The sequence below is a fragment of the Verrucomicrobiia bacterium genome (assembly GCA_036405135.1).
Classification (GTDB): Bacteria; Verrucomicrobiota; Verrucomicrobiia; order Limisphaerales; family JAEYXS01; genus JAEYXS01.
Map to the genome: position 1 here is coordinate 177,651 of DASWYF010000037.1, position 22,667 is coordinate 200,317.

A 22,667-nucleotide genomic window follows, 5' to 3' on the forward strand; every position below is an offset into this window, starting at 1 on the left:
GAACTCGGCTCCTCCGGTGAGAGTGTCAAAAGCAACCTTTACCGAATGACAGAATTGTTGCTGCAGCTCCAAGAAGAAATCGTCTGCCGATCAGAATAGATACTACCGTGTGAAAGCGAATATTCATCTGACCCAGCAAATCGCCATTACATGCGACTATGTTTTCGAGAGAATAGGCGCCACTTACTTGCTCAGTAATATTGGCACCCAATCGATTTCAGAGATCAAGGGGTACCTGTTGGCACATTGCCGCTTGAGAGATGACTTGGCGGTGCAGTGTGTTCACATTTCTTTGCGACAACGTCGAGGAGAGGATCTAGAAGATAAGGGCTGGCGTTGTGTCAGTGCAGACTTGATACAACAACTGTCACTTACAGACTATCCATTTGTCGTTGTGAGGCACCCAGGAGAGCACGTGCATGTTGTAGCAGCAGTTTCTGGTTTCCATTGTCAACGTTGGAGAGATTCTTTCTCCCGATTACGCGCTATTGGTTCCACGAAAGAAATTGAGTGTCGTCATGACCTTACTGAGACGCCTGGGATTGGGAATGTGCCTCGAAATTCCCGACCATTGTTGGCACTAAGCGATGATCGAAAAGGCAAAGGCTCCGCTGAAAAACATTTTATCTCATCCGTCATAACACGTGCGTGGGAAACCAGCACCACGTTATCAGGATTTAGAACGGAGTTGTCCTCACAACGGGTCCGAATGAAGTATGTACGCCATAAGGGGCAGGTTTTCTGTGTATATGGAAGTTCTGACAAATGGTTCCCTGCTTACAAACTGTCCCGATCATTCACCCTGCAACCTCTCATCCAAAAAATCTCACGAAACCGCCAGAAATTGCATGAAAATAAAATCCTGTCAGCGCGCATCGAAAAACCGATCGCAACCGCTATTACCGGGGCTAAATCTTGCGGTCCTTCCGCAATTGTCGGCACCACCCCAACCGCCGTCGATACCCCCCGCAGTAGTTCCAGCCGTGAACAGAAGTCCACACGCGTGGAGGCCGGTGAAGTGGGCCAGATTGAGAAGACGGATGCTCACGTTCAGCCACGTCGTGACAGTCAGTCTTCTGCTGTACCTGCTGCAAGAAGTGGTGGTCTTGAGCAAGTCCATACGAAAGCTGAACCTAGAGTTGATCTCCCACATAAAGGACAACAGCACAAACAATCTCCGCCTGCACAACAACCAGTTGCTGCTGGATACAAAGATAGAGAGGTTGCAAGATCGCTAGAGGAAGCTTTGGAGCTGGCACTAAGCATTTTGCGAGACCCAGATTTTGAACAAAAATGGACCTTGAAGCGGTTGGCGGATCGCAGAAAGCAGGAAAGACTGGAGCGCTTCCAAGATTTGCGGGCTCAACGCATAGTTGAACTTTTGACCGGAGGGGCTAAATACGTGAGATAGAATCCCCTAAGCCCAGTCCCTGCACAGCAGTTCCGCCTGCTTGAGCACCGTCTGCACCGCCTCATCCTGCAAGTCCGGCGGATAGCCGTACTTGTTTAGGATGCGCTTCACCATCACTCGGATCTTGGCCCGCGCTGATTCGCGCAAGGTCCAGTCAATCGTCACACTGCTCCTCACCTGAGTGATGAGTTCGGCCGCGATCACCTTCAACTTGTCATCCCCCATCGCCCGCACGGCGGATTCATTCGCGGCCAGTGCATCGTAGAAGGCCACCTCTTCATCCGTCAGCCCCAGATTCACACCCCGCTTGGTGGCCGCGTCCATCTCCTTCGCCAGCTTGATAAGTTCCTCGATCACTTCGATCGTCGAGATGGCCCGGTTATGGTACGCGTTCAGGGTTTTCCTCAGCTTGTCGCTGAACATCTCGCTCTGCACCAGGTTTCGTTTAGACCGCACCTTCAGTTCATCTTTGAGCAACTTCTCCAGCAGTTCGGCCGCCACGTTCTTGAACTTCAATCCCCGCACCTCGGCCAGAAAGCCATCGCTCAAGATGGAGATATCCGGCTTCGCCAATCCTGCCGCCGTGAACACATCGATGATCTGGCCCTCCGTCGTGATCGCCTTGCTCACCAGTTGCCGCACCGCCGCCTCGATCTGCTCCGGCGTCTTTGCGTTCCGCCCGCCCTGCTTGCCCAAGGCAGACTGGATCGCCTGGAACAGCGCCACGTCATCCCGGATCTCCGTGGCTTCGTCACTGGCCGCGCACAGGGCAAAGGCGCGGGATAAATCCGTCACTACCTGCGCCCACCGCAGCTTGCCGTTCTCCTGTTGCAAGATGTGCTCTTGCAAGGCCGGCAGCGCAAACAGCGTCTTCTTCGCATCGCCCACCACTTTCTCCCAGTCTGTGCCATGCAACATGTCGCAGGCGATGCCATGCCTCTCCTGCATCACCGCGATGGCCTGTCGCGTGTCATACGTCGTGCTGCCCCGTCCGCCACTGTCGGTGTAATTCGCCAGCGCCTGCTTGAGCTGGTCGGCCAGGCCGAGGTAATCCACCACCAACCCACCCGGCTTGTCGCGGAAAACCCGGTTCACCCGGGCGATGGCCTGCATCAGACCGTGGCCTTGCATCGGTTTGTCCGCATACATCGTGTGCAGGCAGGGTGCGTCAAAGCCCGTCAGCCACATGTCCCGCACGATCACGATACGGAAAGCATCGGTGCTGTCCTTGAATCGGTTCGCCAGCTTGCGCCGTTTGTCCTTGTTGCGGATATGCGGCTGCCAATCCGGGCCATCATCGGCACTGCCCGTCATGATCACCTTCACCACGCAGGCTTTGCCTTCCTCGCCCTCGTCATCCTTGCCGCTGGCCCAGTCCGGCCGCAGTTTGATGATGGCCTCATACAGATCCACGCAGATGCGACGGCTCATGCAGACGACCATTGCCTTGCCGTCCATCGCCTCCGTGCGTTTCTCGAAGTGCGTCACCATGTCCTTCGCGATCAGCGCGATCCGTTTCGCATCGCCCACCAGCGCCTCCAGCGCCGCCCACTTCGTCTTGAGCTTTTCCTTCTTTGTCTGCTCCTCACCCTCGGTGATCTCGTCAAACTCGGCGTCCAGCTTCGGCAACTCGCTCGCGTTCAGACTCAGCTTGGCGATCCGGCTTTCGTAATAGATCGGCACCGTGGCCTTGTCCGCCACCGCCCGCTGGATGTCATAGATACTGATGTAATCGCCGAACACCGCCCGGGTGTTCGCATCGTTCTTCTCGATCGGCGTGCCCGTGAACCCGATGAAACTCGCATTGGGCAAGGCATCCCGCATATGCCGCGCCAGCCCGTCGATCAGGTCATATTGCGACCGGTGCGCCTCGTCCGCGATCACGATGATGTTCTGCCGGGGCGAAAGCTCCGGCATTTTCTCCCCGTTCGCCGGCAGGAACTTCTGGATGGTGGTGAACACCACACCCCCGCTGGCCACCGCCAGCAGTTCCCGCAACCGCTCCCGGCTCTCCGCCTGCACCGGCGTCTGCCCGAGAATGTCCATGCAGCGCTGGAACTGGCCGAAAAGCTGGTCATCCAAATCGTTCCGGTCCGTCAAAACCACCAGCGTCGGGTTCTGCATCGCGGGTTCACGGATCACGCGGGCGGCAAAGAACAGCATCGTGAAGCTCTTGCCGCTTCCCTGCGTATGCCACACCACCCCCGCTCGCCGGTCACCTGGCTTGCCCCCGTGCATCGGCCCGGCCCAATAGCTACCTACACTATCGTGTAGATGTCCACTGGGCGTCATCCCGCTCGCCCGCACCGTCTCCTCCACCGCCGCGGTCACTGCGTGGAACTGATGATACCCCGCGATGATCTTGTGGATCGCCCCCGTGTCCGGGTTCTCCTCGAATACGATGAAATGCTGCAGCAGATCCAGAAAACGCCGCCGCTCAAACACTCCCCGCGTAAGAATCTCAAGCTCCAAAGAACTGGCCGGAGCAGCTTGCTCCCCGTCGATGGTGCGCCAGACCTTGAACCATTCCTGATTGGCCGTGATGGACCCTATGCGGGCCTGCAACCCGTCACTCACCACTAGGGCGGCGTTGTAGCCCAGCAGACTGGGGATCTCCGCCTTGTAGGTTTGCAGTTGCTTGTAGGCCGCCCAGATGTCGGCCTCCTCATCCGCCGCATTCTTGAGTTCGATCACCGCCAGCGGCAGACCATTCACGAACACCACGATGTCAGGTCGGCGATTATGCTGTCCTTCGATCACCGTGAACTGGTTCACCGCCAGCCAGTCATTGACCAGCGGATCAATGAAATCCACCAGCCACGCCTTGTCATGCTTCGTACTGCCATCGGGCCGGGCGTATTCCACATCCACCCCATCCCGCAGCAACTTATGAAAAGCCCGGTTCGTCTGCACCAGGGAAGGCGTCGCGATCCGCAACACCTTGCGCACTGCCTCATCGATGGCCTCCTCCGGCAAGGCGACGTTCAAGCGACGCAATGATGAGCGCAAGCGCTCCACCAGCACCACCTCCGCAAACGAATCCCGCTCCGCCGCCGGTTCACCCGGTGCGATCTCCGGCCCGTGTCCAATGGCATACCCCAGTTCCCCGAACCAACTCAGGGCGGCCTCTTCGACAGTGGATTCGGTGAGTGGCATACTTCTTAAATCATCTTTTTTGCTTCGGAAAGCATCTCGTCTTAGGTGGAGAATATGTCGGGCAGGTGATCAAGGACTTCATCGTAAGCCATTTCACGAAGGAACAAGTCAGCGTTTTTATCTGCTGCTTTGTTAGCCACAAAGAGTCGTCGGTCATCAGGATAAGAATCGTCATCCATAATGAAACCAAGATCCGTCCGCTTTATAGTCTTTTTGACCATATGGGTCTCAACGACAGATATTGCCTCCAAAAACACCCGTTTGCGTTCTTGGACTATTCTGATCGAATGCAATTTATCAGGAATCAGGTCGCCAATCTTTGCCCTCAAATCATCCAGAAAATCTCTGGATGCAGGGAAACTACTTACAAACTCAGCCACCTGATCCAATTTACGGGTTAGGCGGCTGAATTCATCGGGCGAGCCATCGGTCACTTCCCCGTGGATGAGCTTATTGCGCAGACTAATACAACGATCGACGATGTCATGATATGGCGAAGGCAACTCATCGACTTGCTCTGCAAAAATCATCCAAGCTCTGGCCGCCGGCAGGCGAGCGGGCACTTGTTTATTCGCGCCAATGGATGCAAGACTAGCCCTCAACGCTTTTTCAAATGCAATGAACGACTGGAGAAACTCAGTTTGAACACTAAAAGAACGATCTTCAAGCTGCGGTTTCGGTGTTGATCTCGCAGGCGCTTGCTTCAAAAGCAGCTCGGCGTCTGCGCCGAATAGAAGCCCAAAGGTCCAAATTGCAGCTGATCGTGCACCTTCAAGACATTGCAAGTCGGGCACCGTGCCATTACCTGAGTGGTACAGTTCGTTGCGGATGCTGTGATAGTAAACAATTTCATCGAGGGAAACTTGGATAGGTGCCTTTTGCTCAGTTGTGAAATGCAACAAGAACTCCAGCTTTTTGTGATAGTTGGTTAACCACTCCTCCACCTTCTTACGTTCATAATTCTTCCCACCACGCTGGCTAGGGTGCAACTGCAGGTACGTGGTAATGGATAGTTCTACGGCATTGTCGAAACTGACAAGAGCCATTCGCTTGTCAAAATCAGATCCATCTTTGAAATGCCCCTCTGCATGGCGAATCAATTCAAAAGGGCCTGCTGCCCATGGTTTCAGTTTGCTCATGCGTTAAAATGGGAAAGGCCAACAACCTGGATAAATACATCCCGCTGGGAGTTGGTAACAAACACAACCTGCGGAACCCACGCGAATTTCCAACTCTCCACAAGCAGCTTCACAGGCAATTCTTGGGCTGCGAGTTTGACTATGGATCGAGTGAGGTTCATAGCTCAAATCGGTTCGTCATTTCCGAAAAGCCCGAGTTGGTCGTCATCCTTGGAGGCATCTACATCGCCTGGACCAAGCGGGAACAGTGTCTCGCCCTTGGGGTCATGCTGCTTGTATCTGGTTTTGGCTAAATCCTGGTTCCGCACGGCGTAGCAATAGACGCAGCCGTGCGGGCAAGTGTCGTATTCGCCGATGTCGCGGGACTCAAAGCAGCCGCATTCTTTCCGATTTCCTTTCAGGCACGCTTTGACTGGGCTGCCGACGACATCCGCTAGCCGGTCCGCATCCACGCAGCGTGCTTCGTAGCATCCGGGCATGATGAACTGCGGTTGGCTGCAAATGGTGAGGCGGATGCGATGAGCGGAGGCGATGGACGCTAGTTCGGTAGCGAGGGTTTTCTTCCATTCGTCACTAGGGTCAGACCATGTGAAGCCGTGCTCAATTGCGGCTTTCTCCATGTTCCGCAGTGTCTTTTGGTAGAGTTGTGCGAACGAAATCACCACCTCGTCCGTCGCTCCCTCCAATGATTTCGCGAGACGAGTGAACGTTTCGATGTGGTATTCGCGCGGAGTGAGCGATGAACTGATGATGGTGTCGTAGCGCCAGATACAAACCCGAGGGCCGAACTTTTCGGCGACTTGGTGCAGGTGCTCCACTGCCCGTGGCGCATCGACCACGGCTTGCTCAAGCGTCCTCGGATAGCCATTGATGGTATGCTGGAGGATGAACGGGAATCCTCGCTCTTTCACCTCATGCAGATGCTTTAGAAACGGCCCCACGTTCTTCGTCCAAAAGACGATTCCCTCGACCGTGTCCCGGTGAAGCGAAACCCGGATGACGTGCCGGTTGTAGGGATTGACCATCTTGCAGTAACCCGCCCGCAGACGGTTCATGAACCACTCTCCGTAGAAAGTGGGAATGTCCGTCTTGTAGCTGGCCGAGATGATCATGGTTTCGTTCCGATGATGAAAAATGCTCCCCGATTCGAATTGGAGCCGTAGCGACCTTTCCACCAGGAGCGCGGAAAACGATCAATGTCACCGGAGTAATCCTTTAACACATCAGGCTGCTCATCTGCGTCCATACGGCGGCAAACTTTAGTAATTGCTGAGGCCGTCAGACCGGCTTCTGCGAGGAGTTTCTGTGCGTTGATGACGACGTTATCCTGGTCTCGGTCCGCGATCACAAACTTGCTACCCGATTTGCACGCCTGTGCAGCGTGACGAACAAACTCAACGAATGAAGGCGCATCTTTGGTGATGTCAGCGCTGTTGCCCGAGATCTCTGACACGACGTAATTCAAGAAGAACAAATCCTGGTCGAAAAGCGTGGGCAGGTTCACATATTGGTGAGGATCTGTCATATCCCTGCCGTAGATGTTTCCTGACATCGAAAATGGATGGTTTACGAAACTGCCGTACTTACCCTCCAGCTTCCGAGTGATCTCTCCTTCAATAGCCTTCCACGATTCGATCCATTCATCGACCCGGTCGAGCAAATCAAACTTGAGTTGAAGATGGGGTCCGTTCGGTCGGGTCTTCAAAAGGTGTTTCGCAAGGGCCAGTAGTTCCGTTCCCGGTCCGCCGCCGAAAGCACAGATTTTCAGTTTCTTACTAGTAGCGGCTTTGTCGGTAATCAGCTTCACCACGTCCGGCGATTCGCGAATTGCAATTTCACAAAGGTTGGCATTCGCTGCCGTGTGCGAAAAGAGATATGCGAACCGGCAAACTGGATCTTCATATTTCACGTTCGCAGGCTCAGTCTTGAACCATTCTTTGTTCATGGCACCGAGTTCGGCCCTCACAAGCGCAGGGCCTTGCTCACGCGGGATTCCTTTGTGGTTACAGATAACCGCAAATGACGCATCGAGAGCGGCTTTGATTGTATCGAAGTATTTGATCATGACCTTGAAGTGGCGACTGAGAGTTCCCCGCTCAGCAGCTTCGGCAGCAGCGTGTCGCGGAGGGTGGCGAGGGTGCGGGATTGGTGGTCGTTGTCGGCCATCTTGAGATGAATCTGTCCAACCGTCGTATCGAAGATTTTCAGCAACGCGGGTGGCGGAACGACCATCTTCAACTGCCGGAGATAGGTCACGGGTTGCGAAATGGACGGCACGCCTGTGGATGAGGTGTTGGCGAGCAGGCGGTGCTGGCCTTCCGGCGTCTTGAAATACGAGGTGATGTAGAACGGTGAGACCAAAGCGCGATTGCAACGCATGTAGAATTGCCGCTGCGAAATGATGTAGCGTTCGTATCGAGATGCCTCCGGGATATAGGCGACCTGGCCGATGCTGCCGGCGTGGGTGAAGATGACATCGCCGCGTTGCACATTGGATCGTTTGAGGCGGTCGGCGTGCTCGACGCTGACGAAGTTAAACTCGGAGTCATCGAGCAATGTGCCGCGAAGATGCTGACCACTAACAACGGGAATGCCTTCGGGCACGAACGTGGAAACCTTGATATCGGAACCAAACGGCCCCATCGCGACACGCTCGGCGAGTTCTTCAATGGTCTTCACTTCCCAACCTTTTGGAATGTGTCCGAGTGGTGAGTCTTCCAAGTGCTCAGGGAAGAGAGCGGTCGTTGCCGCATCCAAGCCCACAGGCTTTCTGCCGTCGAGTTTAGCGCGGACGGGGTCGAAATCCACGAACCAGCTCTGGAACAGCGCCCGCGCCATCGCCTCCAGCGTCGCGTTCATCCGCCGATTCAACTCGATCTTGTCGTCCAGCGCCCCCAGTACAGCCGCTATGGCTTTCTGCTCGGCGAGGGGTGGGAGTGGAATCGGCAGATTCGCAACCTCCTTCAAGTTAAAGGTCGGCTGCGCGGTCGTGTTTGCCCAGTTGTCCAAGAACCGCCGCGTCAGCGGAGAACGGAGGCAAAACATAACGAACTGGGGATGCTCGAGAACGGGGATAATTCCGACTGCGCGGGAACAATTGAACCCCGCGAACGAACTTGGCGCGATTGCGACGCGGCCAAAGTTCGCGCCCACAAGCGTCAGCAGAACTTCGCCACCACGAATGGTTGAGCGTTTGAATCGTGCGTGAAGTTCCTTCGCGACTCGAAACTCAACACGCGAAGCGACCGTACCATCCAAAACGTCCTGCGAGTTCACCATCGGCACACCAGACTCGTCGTGCTTTCCCGGCTGCACGATTCCGTAGCAGATGCCCCGATTTTGATCCACCAAGTCACCGAGTCTACCCCAACGCCAGGAAGCCGGAATCTCAGGTAGCTCATCAGCGGTGAATTGCGCACCGTTACCCCCCATAGCCCAACCCCCTCAAGTTAGCTTTGATGGCCTTTTCCAGTTTCGCGGACTCGGCAAACTGGGCGTTCAATTCCGCAACCAGTCGCGGCATCTTTTCCTCAAACGGCTCGCCGTCGTCCTCCACTTCCTCCGCCCCCACATAGCGGCCAGGTGTCAGCACAAATCCATGCGCCGCAATCTCCGCCGAAGTCGCCCCTTTGCAGAAGCCCGGAACATCTTGGTAGGCTGGGCCGGTGATCTCCGGCAGTGTCCCGCCAGATTTCTCTGTCGCCTTGCGCCAAGCCCCGTAGTCTCCGCGCCAAGCATGGTAGGTAGAGACGATCTTCTCAAGGTCTGCCTCCGTCAGTTCCCGGTGTACGCGGTCAATGAGCGTGCCCATCTTCCGCGCGTCAATGAACAGCGTCTCCCGTTTCCGGCTCCGCAGGTAGTCCTTCTCCCCTTTGCCATGCTGGATGGTCCGGGCACCCTTGTCCCGCGTGAGGAACCACAAGCACACGGGGATCTGCGTGCTGTAAAAGAGCTGTCCCGGCAGCGCCACCATGCAATCCACCAGGTCCGCCTCGATCAAGGCCTTGCGGATCTCCCCTTCGCCGGACTGGTTGGAGGACATGCTGCCATTGGCCAAAACAAACCCCGCCATCCCGTGCGGAGCCAGGTGGTGGATGAAGTGCTGCACCCACGCGAAGTTCGCATTGCCCTTGGGCGGAACGCCATAAGCCCAGCGCACGTCATCGTCCTTGCGGAACCAGTCGGAGTCGTTGAAGGGCGGATTGGCGAGGACGTAGTCCGCCCGCAGGTCGGGATGCAGATCGCGCCGGAAGGTGTCGGCATTCTCCGGCCCAAAGTCCGCCTCGATGCCGCGCAAGGCCAGATTCATGATGGCCAGCCGCCGCGTGGTCGGATTGCTCTCCTGCCCGTAGATGCTGATGTCCCCCAGCTTGCCGCCGTGGGATTCCACGAACTTCTCCGATTGCACGAACATGCCGCCCGAACCGCAGGCCGGATCATATACGCGGCCTTTGTACGGGGCCAGCATCTCCACCAACAGCCGCACCACGCATGAAGGGGTGTAGAACTGGCCGCCGTTCTTGCCCTCCGCGCTGGCGAACTGGGTCAGGAAATACTCGAACACCCGGCCCAGCAGATCCTTGGACCGGCTGCCGATTTCCACCAATTGGATAGAGCTGATGAGGTCGATGAGTTCGCCGAGGCGATGCTTGTCCAGATCCGCCCGGCCATAGTTCTTGTTCAGCGCCCCCTTGAGCCGGGGATTATCCCGCTCGATGGCCACCATGGCGTCGTCAACGTCCTTGCCGATGCTGGGGAGCTTGGCCCGGGCCTGGAGATGGGGCCAGCGGGCTTCCTTGGGCACCCAGAAAACATTGGCGGCCAGATACTCGTCCTTGTCCTCGGGATTGGCCCCGGCGAAGTCACCCTTGCCGGCCAGCAGCTTGGCGTGGTGCTCATCGAAGGAGTCAGAAATGTACTTCAGGAAGATGAGGCCGAGGACGACGTGCTTGTATTCCGCCGCGTCCATGTTGTTGCGCAACTTGTCGGCGGCGAGCCAGAGCTTGGCTTCAAAGCCAAGATTGGCGGCGGAACTGGATTCCTTTGCTGCTGTTTTACGTCCCATGGCGGTAAATCTTTCCAAGGTAGATAGCCATTCTCGCGGGAGACAACAAGCCAACATTTTTGAAGGAGAGGCAAAACGGCCATCATGTCCGTTTTGGATCAATCGCCCCACCGATAGAATTTCAAAGACACCCTCTCACGCCACCAACCGAACACATGGTACCATTTGGTGATTTCGGAGGCTGGTGGGGCGAGGGGGAAAATTGTTCAAAAAGCTGGGAACGCAAGGAGTGTTGTTCACTGTGGAAAAATCCCCCCTGCAAAACTGGGCTGCCTCAAGGTGAGGAAGGGTTGGAGGGCTGGTGGAAGCTCCCTCCAGCCAACCCCGCCTGAGAACTCGACAGGGTAGCCATTCTGAATGCATGGCTGTCTTGAACAGGGAGGAGTTTTTCCTGATCAAACAGGAAATCGTTCCAGAACCGGTTTCCAAGCCTGGCGATCGTGCTGCCTACGAGGACGAGGCGCACTCAATCGAAACTGTTCAAAAAGTAGGGAACGCAAGGAGTGTTGTTCACTGTGGAAAAATCACCCAAGGAAGTTGAGCCCGTAGGCGGTCCGTGGCTACGTGGATAGTAGATCCATCTTCCTCAGCCTTTGGAAGAAGGTCTCGGTTCGATGGGCAAAACGGACATAATGTCCGTTTTGGACGAAGCCGGATACTGGCAACAGCCTCTGTATCAGACTAGTGAAGGGCCGTTCAATGCGCGGTCAAAGCGGTCGCGGCCTCCCCGCCCGCAACACCCTGAGACTAAACCCCCGCCCATTCTCATACCCCTCGACCGTTGCGCTGATCTCCAGCACCGGATAGCGCACCGTGGCGAGCCCGTAGCTTCGGTAGGTGGCCGCGAACAGTTCCGTCTCCACCATCCCCGTCCAGTCGCACAACGTCAGGAACTTCATCGGCTCACCCGTGATCTGATGATGCGTCCGCTGCTCGATGATCAGGCCGCACATCGTCACCTCCTGGCCCACGAACTCCTTCAACCGGTTCACCGGGCAGTACGTGTCCCACGCGATGTCCGGATACAGCTCCAGCGGATGCCCGCTCGCCGCGAAGTCCAGCAACTCCGTCTCCCACCGCAACCGCTCCAGCCGTGTCGGCTCCTGCAAGGCCGTCATCGGCAGCTTGTCCAAGGACGGCGGCGGCAACAGCCAGCCTTGGCCCGGCTCCGTGCTCCCTCCGAAAGTTCGCGTCAGATACTGCACCTCCCAGAACTGCTGCGTCCGCGTCTGTCCAAACTCATCAAAAGCCCCCACGCGCATCAGCGCCTCCAGTTCCTCCGCGTTCGGCTGCACCCGCAGATAAAAGTCTTTCAGGCTTCCGAAAGACTTCTGCTTACGTTCGGCCAGCACCCGCTCCTTCGTCCTGTCCGTCAAGCCCTTCGTCCGCATCGCCGGCACCCGGATCTTCCCGACCTCCACCGTGAACGCCGGTCCTGGCTGGTTGATGCAGGGCGGCAACATCGGAATGCCGAGCCGATGACACTCCAGCACATACACCAGTGGATGATAAAATCCTTTCCCGTTCGTCAGCACACCCGCCATGAACTCGGCGGGATAATACCGCTTCAACCACGCCGCCTGATATGCCTCCACGCCATACGCCGTGCTGTGCGCCTTGCAGAAGGCGTACCCGTTGAACCCCGTCACCAGTTCCCATACCTCCAGGATCTTCTCCGTGACATGACCTCGCGCCAAAGCATGCGTGGCGAACTCTTCGCCGATCTCATCCACCACATCGCGCTTCTGCTTCACCAACGCCCGGCGCAGCACATCCGCCCGGCCCGGTGGCATCCCGGCGAACGCCTCGCAGATTTGCAGGATATGCTCCTCATACACCACCAGCCCATAAGTGCTCCGCAGACAGTCCTCCAGCGAGGGGTGTGGATACTCCGGTGGCTCCATGCCCTGATACCGTCGCGTGAACGACATCTTCTTGTTCTCATTGGCCGCCCCGGGCCGGATGACGCTCACGATGGCCACCAACCCGTCGATCTCCTTCACGTTGGTCATCTTGCACAGGGACACCATCGCCGGGGATTCGATATGATGGACGGCCCGGGCACCACCCGAGGCGATCAGTTCCCACACCTCCGGGTCCGCCCATGGCTCCAGCGCGTTCAGGTCCACCGGGATACCCCGTTGCCGGAGGGTTTCTCTCGCATCCCGCATCACGGCCAAGCCGCCTTGGGCCAAGACATCCATCTTCACCAATCCCACCGCTTCCACGGCATCCATGTCCAGATGCGTCGTCGGCCAGCCTTTGTTGGAGATAAAGGTGGGCGTCAGTTGCGGCATCGGTTGCCGGGAGACCACCACGCCGCACGGATGCATCTTCGGATGGCGCGGGAACCCGTCGAGGAACGCCGCCGTCTCCACCGCCGTCTTGAAGGGCTCTTGGTCGAGCGGCAGATCCCGGCACTCGGGACTCTGGCGCAGCATCGCCAGCAGTTCCTTGCCCCGGGTGTTCTCATGGCCCTCCGGCACCCAGCCCCCGCCAAAGCTCCACGGGAAGTGTTCCGTGAACCGCCGGATCTGATACTCCGAGACACCGAGCACCTTCGCCACATCCGCCACCGCTGACTTGGCCTTGAACGTCGAGAACCCGCCCACCACCGCGCAGTGTTCCGGCCCGTACTTGGCGAAGAGCAGGTTCACCACGTCATCCTTCCGGTCATGGGGGAAGTCCACGTCGATGTCTGGCAGCTTGTTCAGCGCCATGCGGTCCTGGTTCAGGAACCGCCGGAAGTAGAGCCCGAACCGGATGGGGCACACGTCCGAGATGCCCAGGCAATAACACACCAGCGAGTCCGCCGCACTCCCGCGCGTGATCCACTCGATACCGTGCTCGCGGCAGGTCTGGAGCAGATCCCAGGTGATCAGGAACAGGTCCTCGTAACCCACGTCCGTGATGATGGCCAACTCGGTCTCCAGTTGGGCACGCACCTGCGATGTAGGCACTGCCGTGCCTACATCCGAGCGGATGATCTTGCCGTGATACCGTCGATTCATCCCTTCCACCGCCAGTCGGTGCAGGAAGGCGCGGGAGCTGAGTCCATCAGGTGCCCGATACGCCGGGAACTGCGGTTTGCCAAAGGGGAACGTAAACGTGCAACGCTCCGCCAGTTCCATGGTTAACGGTAAGCCAGCGGCAGGTAGCTCGGCAGCAATGCGGAAGTGATACTTGCCGCCCGTGCGTTTCAGCGGGTGGGCCTGGTTCAGCAGGGTCAGCGTGCGGATGCTCTGCACGATGTCATAGCAGCGCCGGTCCTCCGCTCGGGCGTAGTGGACGGCAGGACAAAGGATGTTTCCCGGTTGCCCGGCCGGATAGAACCGGTCCCCGAAGATGTTTCGCAATGAGGTTTCGGAACTGACGGCCAGCAGTCCTTCCGCATGTTCCTCCAAGGCACAGAGGGCGACCGGAGCTTGTTGCTTGGCGGCGACGGATTCATCCTCGGATCGGGTGCCTTGCTTCGACAACAGGCGGCACAGGTTCTCGTACCCCTTCGCGTTCTGCACATACAGGAGCAGCGGCTGGTTCTCCACGCGCAGTTCCACGCCCACAATCGGCTTCACTCCGGCTTTCTGGGCCGCTTGTACGAACTCCACCACGCCATGCAGGTTGCCGGTATCGGTCAAGGCCACCGCCGGGCAGTCGTGCTTGGCGGCCAAGGTCACGATGTCCTTGGGCGAGAGCGTGCTGTTCAGGAAGCTGTAATAGCTGTGCATCCGCAGGGGCACATAGCTCGTGGCTTTGCGCAGGCTTGGCTTCTTCGTAGTGAGGGCGACTATCGCACGGGAGGCGTCCACCGGAGGTTCTCTCAACGTGAAGTCATGGCCTCGGAAGATGACGAGCCGCCCCTTGGTCTCGCGCAGTTCATCCACCACCCGCGCCAGCCGTGACCGCGCTTCGCTCTGTGCCGCCTGCCGGTCCAGCGCCAGTTCGGTGCGTGTGTTCCCGCCGTAGAGGTTGGAGAGCTTGAGCGAGACCAGCCGCACACTCACGCGCCGTTTCCAGGCGGTTTGCAGCATCTGGTTCAGCCGCGTGTAAACGTCCGTCTCCAGGTCGGTGGGTTCCCGCAGGCTCTCGCTCACCTGATCCTCCGCCATGTCGTTGTAGCGGACGCGTACGGTCAACGTGCGGATGCTCCGGCCCTCGGCCCGGACCTTGGCGAAGAGATCATCCGCCATCCGGCGCAACACTGCCGCCAGATAAACTTCGTCGGTCACGTCCTGCCCAAAAGTCTCCTGCTGGCTGAATGTCTTCTGGGGTTCGCTGATGGGGATCAAAGGCCGGTCATCAATACCGTGGGCATGTTGCCGCACGGTCACCGCCTGTTTGCCCAGCACGAGTTCTAGTAGATCCACCGGGGTCTCCGCGATCTGCCGGATGCAAGCCAGCCCGGCGGAGTTCAAGCGTCCCGCCGTCTTCGGACCGATGCCCGGCAGCCATTTGCTGGCCAACGGCGCGAGGAACTCGGCCTCTTCGCCGGTAGGTATCTGCTTGAATGCCGCCGGTTTGTTGAGCTTGCTCGCGATCTGGCTCACCAGCTTGTTGCTGGCCACGCCTTCGCTCACGCTGATCTTGAGCTTCTGCTGGATGGCTTTGCGGACGGTCTGGGCGACTTGCTCAGCGGGTTTCGGGCTGGCGGTCAGTTCGTAGTAGCCTTCATCGATGGAGGTCTGCTCGACGTCCGGGGTGAAGTCAAAAACGTAACTGAACATCCACCGGGAGAAGTCCTCATACCGTTCGTAGTTCCCCGGCAGCACGATGAGTTTCGGGCAGAGCTTCCGGGCCTGGGCGGTCGGCATGGGCGTATAGACCCCGAACCGTCGCGCCTCGTAGCTGGCGCTGGCGATGATGCCGCGCTTTTCGCCCCCCACCGCGATGGGTTTGCCGCGCAGATGCGCATCCGCCGCCTGCTCCACGGAGGCGAAGAAGGCGTCGGCGTCCAGGTGGACGATGATGCGCGGTCGTTGCGACATACGGCCGACATACTAGTTGAGGGGGTAGGACATCCGCTGTCCTAGTGAAATTATTCCCGGGACTTTCGGATGAGCGCCCGGAACACCCCTTGGATGAGCAGTTCCTCGGCCGGGATGAGGTCGGGATACTTCGGGTTCTCCGCCTTCAGGTAAGGCTTCCGGTTGCGGACGAGGAAGGTCTTGAGGGTGCTCTTGCCATCGATCAATGCCGCCACGATCTGTCCGTGCCGTGGCTCCGGCCCGTGTTCCATCACCACCATATCCCCGTCGAGGATATGCCGCCCGATCATGGAATCGCCCGTCACCCGCAGGGCAAAGGTGTTCCGCGTGGGTTTGATGCCGATACTCTCGACATCCACGGAGACGCATCCCTCGGCCTCCTGCACCCGGTCTTCCCCATAACCCGCCGGGATGGAGCCGAACACCGGGATGTCCACGATGCGTTGCTTAAACCGTTGCAGGGGAGAGAGAACCCGGATGGACCGCGCCTTGCCATTGGTCTCACTGAGCTGGCCCTTCTGCCGGATGAGCCGGAGATGGTCCGTGACTGTGCTGCTGGTGGTGAACCCGAAATGCCGGGCGATCTCACGCACCGAAGGCGAACAGCCATGGATTTCCTGCTCCCGCAGGACAAAATCCACAATCTGCCGTTGTCGTTTGGTCAATGTGTCAGGCATACCGTGCATCTGCACGGTATGCTTTTAGCGAAAAGAGTCAAAGGAGAGTTATTCACAGGCAGGCAAGCTGACGAAGAAATAGGGATCAAATTAGTGGGAGCAACAGAGTCCACAAGAAGCGACTGCGCCCGGTATTACGCCTCAGGCGGCTTTCCCCCTTCCACTAACGATTTCCATCAAAATGATGCGGCCGGTGATTCCAGTGTACTTTTTGGTCACGGCGTGGATGGCATCCTCGGCAGCTTTTTTCCACAGGGGATTCTTGAGGTCCGCCGGGATTTCTGGACTTCCCTTAGGTAGGCGGACGGACACCCAGTGGCTTCCTTCGAAGAAGCTGTCATCCAACACGTCCATTGGGGTGCCGGGGGGAGCAAAATCTACCCTGAATTTTACCCACACGCCTCTTGGACGGCCGGCAAACCGGGAGTTTCTCCGCGCGGCGGCGATCTGCTTTTCCGATGCTGGCCCACGCGCTTGCGAGAGAATTTTGCCAGGATTTATCTCCTTACCGCAATGGGGGCAGGAGAAGGATGTTTTTTTAGGCTCTTTCCTGAGTTCAGTGCGATCGGTTTTCATCAAGGGCTAGATGCTATCGATTGCTGGCCGTTGGGGCAAACCGGAAGCTGGCCCTGCAAAGCAGCTTTTTCCATTTGGCGATGTCGGGATATTGCGGCCATGATCGCGCGGCGAACGTAGGAGAGGTAGTCGGTTCCAATGGCCAGTTGCAGGATGTGTTGGGCTGGGTAAAATTTGCTTTCATCCAAGTTAAACTTTTTCACGAATTCGGACGTCCCTTTCTTGCAATTGTTGGCCGCTATCGAATCGACCACGCCGACTTCGATCCCTTGAGCGGCTGCAAACTCTGCTGCTTGCGCGGCCTTGAACCGAAGCTGCTCAGCGTACAGGGCTTCCAGCTCAGTGATGAACGGTACAACTTTGCCCTTTCTCAAACCCTTCGCTGACAGGCGGAGAGCGCAGCTACTTTGAACTTTTCTGATCCATACGCCCCCGCTTTTGACTTCCCACTGGTATCCCTCTGGCAATTGAAGCGGAATCTCAACCTCATTCAGGACGTAGGACAAGTTGCGTTCGTCTACAAGGAGCGCGACCGAGCGGATTTGAATCTTGTGGTAAGCATGGACATACTCAGTCCCTTTGCTGCCGGGAACGAAACTGTATGCCTCTCTGCCGCTGTCTTTCCATACAAAGTGCCCATCGATATCCTGCACCACCTTGGTTTCCGCCGCGCCAATGACCTCCCATTGCTTTCCCTGAAAATTCAGCTCTTTAGCGAGGTCCTTGCTGACATCGGTGCGCGTGAGGTCAACGATTTCAACAGGCAGCAGCTTGAACTTGGCCTTGATTTCGCGTTGTTTGAGGACCTTCCGTTCTTCGTTCAACCCCTGAATCTCTTTTTCCAGTTCCTGGCGTTGCAGGAGGCGTATCGATGCTTCAAGAGCCGTCTTTGGCATTCTGTTCGCAGTCTTTGACAATTGATTGATGTGCTTGGCCAATTTTGCTCCCACTTCCCGCCGGAAGTTCAGATCGGTCTTCGCCCGTCGTGAATCGCGCTCCTCTTGAGAGAACTCCCGTAACGGTCTGCGCAGTTGCTGCGTTACCCGCGTCCCGCGCTCCTCCAATGGTTTTTCGTATTCAGAGGATGAGGTTGTGCTTGTTTTGCGTTGGAAAACACCTTCTTTGAGGAAGTATCCGAAGCTCTTGGCTCTGGCCCATAGTTCTTCCTGATATTCCCGCACTTGGGGCGACCCTTTGCAGTACAACGCATCGTGCGCAATCGCGGCAACCAGTGGTGTCATGCCAGCTGGGCAGTTGGCTATGGCCTGGCTGAGCTTTTGCCAAGCCGGTGACGTTAGGTTTTTGTCTTTCATTATCTCTGATCTTTTTTTCATATGTTTACTTTCTATAATCGCATCGTTGCGATTAACGTAAGTGAAAGTAACCAACGTTCTGATTAGTGACAATATAATTTTTGAAACAGGACCAGACAAATGACACGTAAACTCCTAATAAATAGCTATTTACACTGTTTTTAATATTTCAGAAAATAATCTAGGTTGCATTAATTAAAAAACGGGCAAAGGTGGTTTACTGCTCGCAAGTTGTTTATCTACAACATGTTACGATATTAACAAAAGTCATTACTCTACGCTGGAAGCCGCGAACCGCTAAGGGGAGCAGGCATTTCGAGGCCCATCTTTGGCTCAAACATGGCCCTTGAACTAAGTGGGTGTTGAGCTAGCGGGGGGGATTAATACCTGAAATTCTTGGGAGGGGGACCTGGGAATGACCTGGGAATGGAAGACTGGTTAGACATCTGGACAGAGAACTGCCTGAATGGTCCTCAAGGCATTCCCCTCAAGTCGGTTGTTTACATAGACGAATGCATTCCTCTTCTTTTCCTTCATCCGCTTGATCAAATCCGCCGCCGCCTGACGCGCCTCCGGGTAAACCTCCTTCGTTTCCTTGTAGGGGCTGAACGATTTCACCGCCGTTTCGTAATCCCGTCCCGGCTTCAAAAGGAAGCGAGCCGCCGTGAACTCCTCGCTCGTCTCGCTCTCCGGCATGGCCATCTGCTCATCTACCGGCGGCATCGCCGTCCAACTGTTGAAGATGTGGGCCACGCCATGCTTTCGCAGAATCGCAAAATACTCTGGGTGCAGGAAATTCTTGTTCCGCATCTCCACCCCATAGCGCCATCCGTTCGGCAACTTGCCCAAGAACGCGTCCAGCTCCGCAACGAAATCCCGCCCATGCTCGTAATCCGTCGGATAGAACCGCGAGAACTCGAAGATCAACACCCCGATGTTCTGCTTGAACTCCTCACATGGCTTTAGAAAAGCCGTCGCGAACAAGTCCGCATTAAGGTAGTCCCGATTGGGCTGCCCAGCCTTGGCCCCAAACCGGGGCAGATTGGTGAACTTCTTGATCGTGATGTCATCCGTCACCTTGAACGTGAACAGAAAATCCTCCGGCACCTGGCTCACCAGTCCATGCAGGTACTTCAGGGAGGGGAACTGGTAATAGGCCGCATCCACGCACACCGTTTTGAACGTCTCCGCATACTCTGCCAGGCAATTCCGCTCAAACCGCGACTCCGCAAACTTTCCCCGATACACATACCGCTGCTCATCATAGAGCTGCCCAAGCCATCCAGTGTACTTCCAGGACGATGTGCCGAGATAGATGCCTTCCTCGGATAGTCTTGCCAATGCGCCTCTCAAACCTTCCCGATCGAGATATGACGGAACTTCGTCAAGCATTCGTTGGCATTCTAACGCTTTCCGAGTATTCAAGACAGCCGGAATTTGCCACTCTTCAACCTGCACTCGCTACCGAACGGTCAGCACCGCACAATAGGCCTGCCGCACCACGCGCTCAGCAGTGCTGCCAAGCCATGCGTGCTTCAAGCCGGTGTGTCCATGGGTAGTCAGCACAATAAGATCTGCGCTCATCGATTCGGCGGCGTGGCAAATCACCTCATATGGCGTCCCCTCAAGCACTACGGCAGACACTTTCACCACCGATGAGTCGCTCAGTTTCCGCGCCATCCCCGCTAAATCCACTTCCGACTGTTTGATGAAAGGCATCACCGCATGACTCATAAGTTCACTTCCGAGCAGGTAAGATATCGCTGATCGATCAACCACATAGAGCAGGATAAGCTCGGCCTCGAACTGGGCGGCGAGATAGGCGGCCCAAGGCAGGGCTTTGCCGGATATTTCGGAGAAGTCCACTGGCACCAGTATTTTCTTCAGGTTGAGGCCGGATGCTTTGCCCCTCTGTTCACGAGTTTTCCGGGTTGGAATGGTAAGCACTGGACAGGGGGCATGGCGAACAACCCGTTCGGCAGTGCTACCCATGAGCACGCGCTTGGCTCCGGAATGGCCATGCGTGGCCATGACGATCATATCCGCCTCCAGTTCAGTGGCAGCGGTGCTGATCTCATGGAATGGTTTTCCGGTTCGGACCGCTGAAGAGATTGTCACCTTGCCTTTCCGTTCGCTTTCCGACAGGGCGGTCACCTTAGATCTCATTTGTGCCATCACCCCAGCTTCGTCCCTGACCAGGAGCAGGGATTCCAGTCCTGCCAAACGGGCAGGCGGCTCGACGACATGAAGCAAGGTGACGCCAGCTTTCAGTTTCTCCGCCAAAGCCGTCGCCATCTTTACGCCGGCCAACGACTCCTTGGAAAAGTCCGTCGTCGCGAGGATTCTTTGGACGTATAACGGCGATACTTTAGGCGATCCCTGGACAGATTGCCTGCCGGTTGCTTTCTTTGTCTTCATGTGGCCGAGTTTGTTTGGTGTATGGCGGTTAACTTATCCCATTTCGACGGTTGGACAAAGTTCATCTTCTATCCCGTGAAAGTATTTTTGGATGCAGCGACAACCACAGCAGGCATCTCTGCCCTATAAGGTTTCTTTGCGAGAGCATATTGGTGAAGATTCTCAAACCGCCGCTCTGCTACCCACCCTTTCCGGTGTTTCGGTGAGCCAAGAATTTGCTAATGACAGCCAAGATAGGTGTAGGCCCCGCTACCCAGGCTGGGCAATTATTGTCTGATTGAAAACAACAAAACAGGCAGGTTACACACATCTTAAAACAGCAGCACTGGCGTGGCTGGTCGCTCCAGCTCAAACCATAGTCGCTCAGCCCAGTTCCAAGCCAAACATAGAGTTATCGAGAATGAAAAATACGCTCTTCAAAGTTTTCTTGATCACATTGCTTATCTGGTCTGCTGCCGGCCCTGTGGATGCCGCCGAAGGCCAGACGGTGGCCACCAAACCCCGACCGGTGGACCTAAGCATCAAAGGCGAGGAGAAGGCGGTGCTCACGCAGGCACCATTCGTGCCTCCGCCCATCACACGCCAGCATGCCACCAAGGTCATCGTGCAACTGGAGGTGATCGAGGCCACCCGTCGGCTGGCAGATGGGGTGGAGTATGTGTTTTGGACCTTTGGCGGTGATGTGCCAGGCAGTTTTATCCGGGTGCGGGAAGGTGATCTGGTCGAATTTCATCTGCTGAACCACCCGACCAGCAAAATGCCGCACAATATTGACCTTCATGCCGTGACCGGTCCGGGTGGCGGAGCCACTTCTTCGTTCACGGCTCCCGGCCATCGGTCGCAATTCTCGTTCAAGGCGTTGAACCCCGGCTTGTATGTCTACCATTGTGCCACCGCCCCGGTCGGCCTGCATGTCGCCAACGGCATGTATGGTCTGATCTTGGTGGAACCCAAGGAGGGATTGCCCCGGGTTGACCGTGAATACTACGTGATGCAGGGAGAGTTCTACACCGAAGGACGTTATGGCGAGGAAGGGTTGCAAGCCTTCGACCAGCGCAAAGCCGAAGATGAACGGCCATCCTATGTCGTATTCAACGGCTCAGTTGGCTCGCTGGTGGGCGACAAGGCCATCAAAGCCAAGGTCGGCGAGAAAGTACGTCTCTTTGTGGGCAATGGGGGGCCCAATCTGATCTCTTCTTTTCACGTGATCGGCGAGATATTTGACACCGTGTATCAGGAGGGCGGTGTGCTGCCTTCCCAAAAGCAAGTGCAGACGACGATGATTCCGGCTGGCGGGTCCGCCATAGTCGAGTTTGGTGTGGAAGTGCCAGGCACTTATGTGCTCGTAGATCATTCTCTCTTTCGAGCCTTTAACAAAGGTGCCGTTGGCATGCTGAAAGTCGAGGGGCCGGAAAACATGCTGGTTTATACCGGCAAGGAAGTGGATGCCATTTACTTGGGTAGCCAGGCCGAAGGCGGCAGTGAAGCCGGTCGCAAGATCGCGGAATTGGAGGCCGCCCGAAGGAAAGCCATCCAAGGCGATGAAACCATCGCCGGGTTGACAAAAGAGATCCAGATCGCCAAGGGCAAACAGGTCTATCTGCAAACCTGCTTTGTCTGCCATCAGACTGAGGGGCAAGGCATCCCTGAGCAGATCCCGCCCTTGGCCAAATCGGACTACCTGATGAGCGACAAAGACCGTTCCATCCGTACGGTACTGCAAGGTTTGAGCGGCGAGATCGTCGTCAACCGCAAGACGTATAACGGCGTGATGATACCGATGAACAACCTCTCAGACCATGAAATCGCCAATGTGCTGACCTATGTGCGGAACAGTTGGGGCAACTCCGGTGACGCGGTCAGCGCCGAGGAGGTCAAGCGCATCCGCAGCGAACTTCCCAAGGCGGTCACCACCTCATTTGAATAA

General features: G+C 56.7%; 14 protein-coding genes. 2 read left to right on the forward strand and 12 right to left on the reverse strand.

All coding sequences use genetic code 11. The features are described from left to right. Nucleotides 1-109 precede the first annotated feature (109 nt). Entirely contained in the window at nt 110-1,411 is a 1,302-nt protein-coding gene (locus tag VGH19_18530) for a hypothetical protein (protein HEY1173372.1), read from the forward strand. A 6-nt stretch (nt 1,412-1,417) separates the two neighbouring features. Here the strand turns inward: VGH19_18530 and VGH19_18535 are convergent, their stop codons facing one another. The 12 genes from VGH19_18535 to VGH19_18590 form a co-directional block, all read right to left on the reverse strand. Next, nucleotides 1,418-4,567: a type I restriction endonuclease subunit R gene (locus tag VGH19_18535; GenBank protein HEY1173373.1), complete on the reverse strand. Its 3,150-nt coding sequence runs from the start codon at nt 4,565-4,567 to the stop codon at nt 1,418-1,420. Between the two features lie 41 nt (nt 4,568-4,608). Continuing rightward, nucleotides 4,609-5,706: a hypothetical protein gene (locus VGH19_18540; GenBank protein ID HEY1173374.1), complete on the reverse strand. Its 1,098-nt coding sequence runs from the start codon at nt 5,704-5,706 to the stop codon at nt 4,609-4,611. Between the two features lie 164 nt (nt 5,707-5,870). Further along, complete coding sequence (locus tag VGH19_18545) at nt 5,871-6,818, reverse strand: DUF1848 domain-containing protein (GenBank protein ID HEY1173375.1); 948 nt, start codon at nt 6,816-6,818, stop codon at nt 5,871-5,873. Continuing rightward, nucleotides 6,815-7,771: a hypothetical protein gene (locus tag VGH19_18550; protein HEY1173376.1), complete on the reverse strand. Its 957-nt coding sequence runs from the start codon at nt 7,769-7,771 to the stop codon at nt 6,815-6,817. Before VGH19_18550 ends, VGH19_18545 begins: the two co-directional genes overlap by 4 nt. Further along, a complete protein-coding gene (locus VGH19_18555) occupies nt 7,768-9,138 on the reverse strand; it encodes a restriction endonuclease subunit S (GenBank protein ID HEY1173377.1) in 1,371 nt (456 codons plus the stop codon). The genes VGH19_18550 and VGH19_18555 overlap by 4 nt, the downstream gene beginning before the upstream one ends. Next, entirely contained in the window at nt 9,128-10,771 is a 1,644-nt protein-coding gene (locus VGH19_18560; GenBank protein HEY1173378.1) for a class I SAM-dependent DNA methyltransferase, read from the reverse strand. Before VGH19_18560 ends, VGH19_18555 begins: the two co-directional genes overlap by 11 nt. Nucleotides 10,772-11,478: 707 nt before the next feature. Then, a complete protein-coding gene (gene dinB / locus VGH19_18565) occupies nt 11,479-15,756 on the reverse strand; it encodes a DNA polymerase IV (protein HEY1173379.1) in 4,278 nt (1,425 codons plus the stop codon). A 50-nt stretch (nt 15,757-15,806) separates the two neighbouring features. Continuing rightward, entirely contained in the window at nt 15,807-16,433 is a 627-nt protein-coding gene (lexA, locus tag VGH19_18570; protein HEY1173380.1) for a transcriptional repressor LexA, read from the reverse strand. A 141-nt stretch (nt 16,434-16,574) separates the two neighbouring features. Further along, complete coding sequence (locus VGH19_18575) at nt 16,575-17,009, reverse strand: hypothetical protein (GenBank protein ID HEY1173381.1); 435 nt, start codon at nt 17,007-17,009, stop codon at nt 16,575-16,577. After that, nucleotides 17,009-18,343, reverse strand: coding sequence for a hypothetical protein (locus VGH19_18580; GenBank protein HEY1173382.1), 1,335 nt, complete (start codon nt 18,341-18,343; stop codon nt 17,009-17,011). Before VGH19_18580 ends, VGH19_18575 begins: the two co-directional genes overlap by 1 nt. Before the next feature lie 417 nt (nt 18,344-18,760). Next, nucleotides 18,761-19,714 (reverse strand): DUF72 domain-containing protein, encoded by a 954-nt coding sequence (locus VGH19_18585; GenBank protein ID HEY1173383.1) that lies wholly within the window; start codon nt 19,712-19,714, stop codon nt 18,761-18,763. A gap of 69 nt (nt 19,715-19,783) precedes the next feature. Beyond that, nucleotides 19,784-20,740 carry a universal stress protein gene (locus tag VGH19_18590; protein HEY1173384.1) on the reverse strand — a complete coding sequence of 319 codons (957 nt, stop codon included), beginning with the start codon at nt 20,738-20,740 and terminating at the stop codon, nt 19,784-19,786. Nucleotides 20,741-21,140: 400 nt separating this feature from the next. Here VGH19_18590 and nirK point away from each other — a divergent pair, with 400 nt between their 5' ends. Beyond that, nucleotides 21,141-22,667: a copper-containing nitrite reductase gene (nirK, locus tag VGH19_18595; protein ID HEY1173385.1), complete on the forward strand. Its 1,527-nt coding sequence runs from the start codon at nt 21,141-21,143 to the stop codon at nt 22,665-22,667.

Bases quoted from the DNA above. Each gene is read 5' to 3' on its own strand.
- VGH19_18555 (HEY1173377.1), bottom strand. From the start codon at position 9,138: ATGGGGGGTAACGGTGCGCAATTCACCGCTGATGAGCTACCTGAGATT.
- dinB (HEY1173379.1), bottom strand. From the start codon at position 15,756: ATGTCGCAACGACCGCGCATCATCGTCCACCTGGACGCCGACGCCTTC.
- VGH19_18580 (HEY1173382.1), bottom strand. From the start codon at position 18,343: ATGAAAAAAAGATCAGAGATAATGAAAGACAAAAACCTAACGTCACCG.
- VGH19_18575 (HEY1173381.1), bottom strand. From the start codon at position 17,009: ATGAAAACCGATCGCACTGAACTCAGGAAAGAGCCTAAAAAAACATCC.
- VGH19_18585 (HEY1173383.1), bottom strand. From the start codon at position 19,714: ATGCTTGACGAAGTTCCGTCATATCTCGATCGGGAAGGTTTGAGAGGC.
- VGH19_18560 (HEY1173378.1), bottom strand. From the start codon at position 10,771: ATGGGACGTAAAACAGCAGCAAAGGAATCCAGTTCCGCCGCCAATCTT.
- VGH19_18590 (HEY1173384.1), bottom strand. From the start codon at position 20,740: ATGAAGACAAAGAAAGCAACCGGCAGGCAATCTGTCCAGGGATCGCCT.
- VGH19_18540 (HEY1173374.1), bottom strand. From the start codon at position 5,706: ATGAGCAAACTGAAACCATGGGCAGCAGGCCCTTTTGAATTGATTCGC.
- VGH19_18550 (HEY1173376.1), bottom strand. From the start codon at position 7,771: ATGATCAAATACTTCGATACAATCAAAGCCGCTCTCGATGCGTCATTT.
- lexA (HEY1173380.1), bottom strand. From the start codon at position 16,433: ATGCCTGACACATTGACCAAACGACAACGGCAGATTGTGGATTTTGTC.
- VGH19_18535 (HEY1173373.1), bottom strand. From the start codon at position 4,567: ATGCCACTCACCGAATCCACTGTCGAAGAGGCCGCCCTGAGTTGGTTC.
- VGH19_18545 (HEY1173375.1), bottom strand. From the start codon at position 6,818: ATGATCATCTCGGCCAGCTACAAGACGGACATTCCCACTTTCTACGGA.
- nirK (HEY1173385.1), top strand. From the start codon at position 21,141: ATGAAAAATACGCTCTTCAAAGTTTTCTTGATCACATTGCTTATCTGG.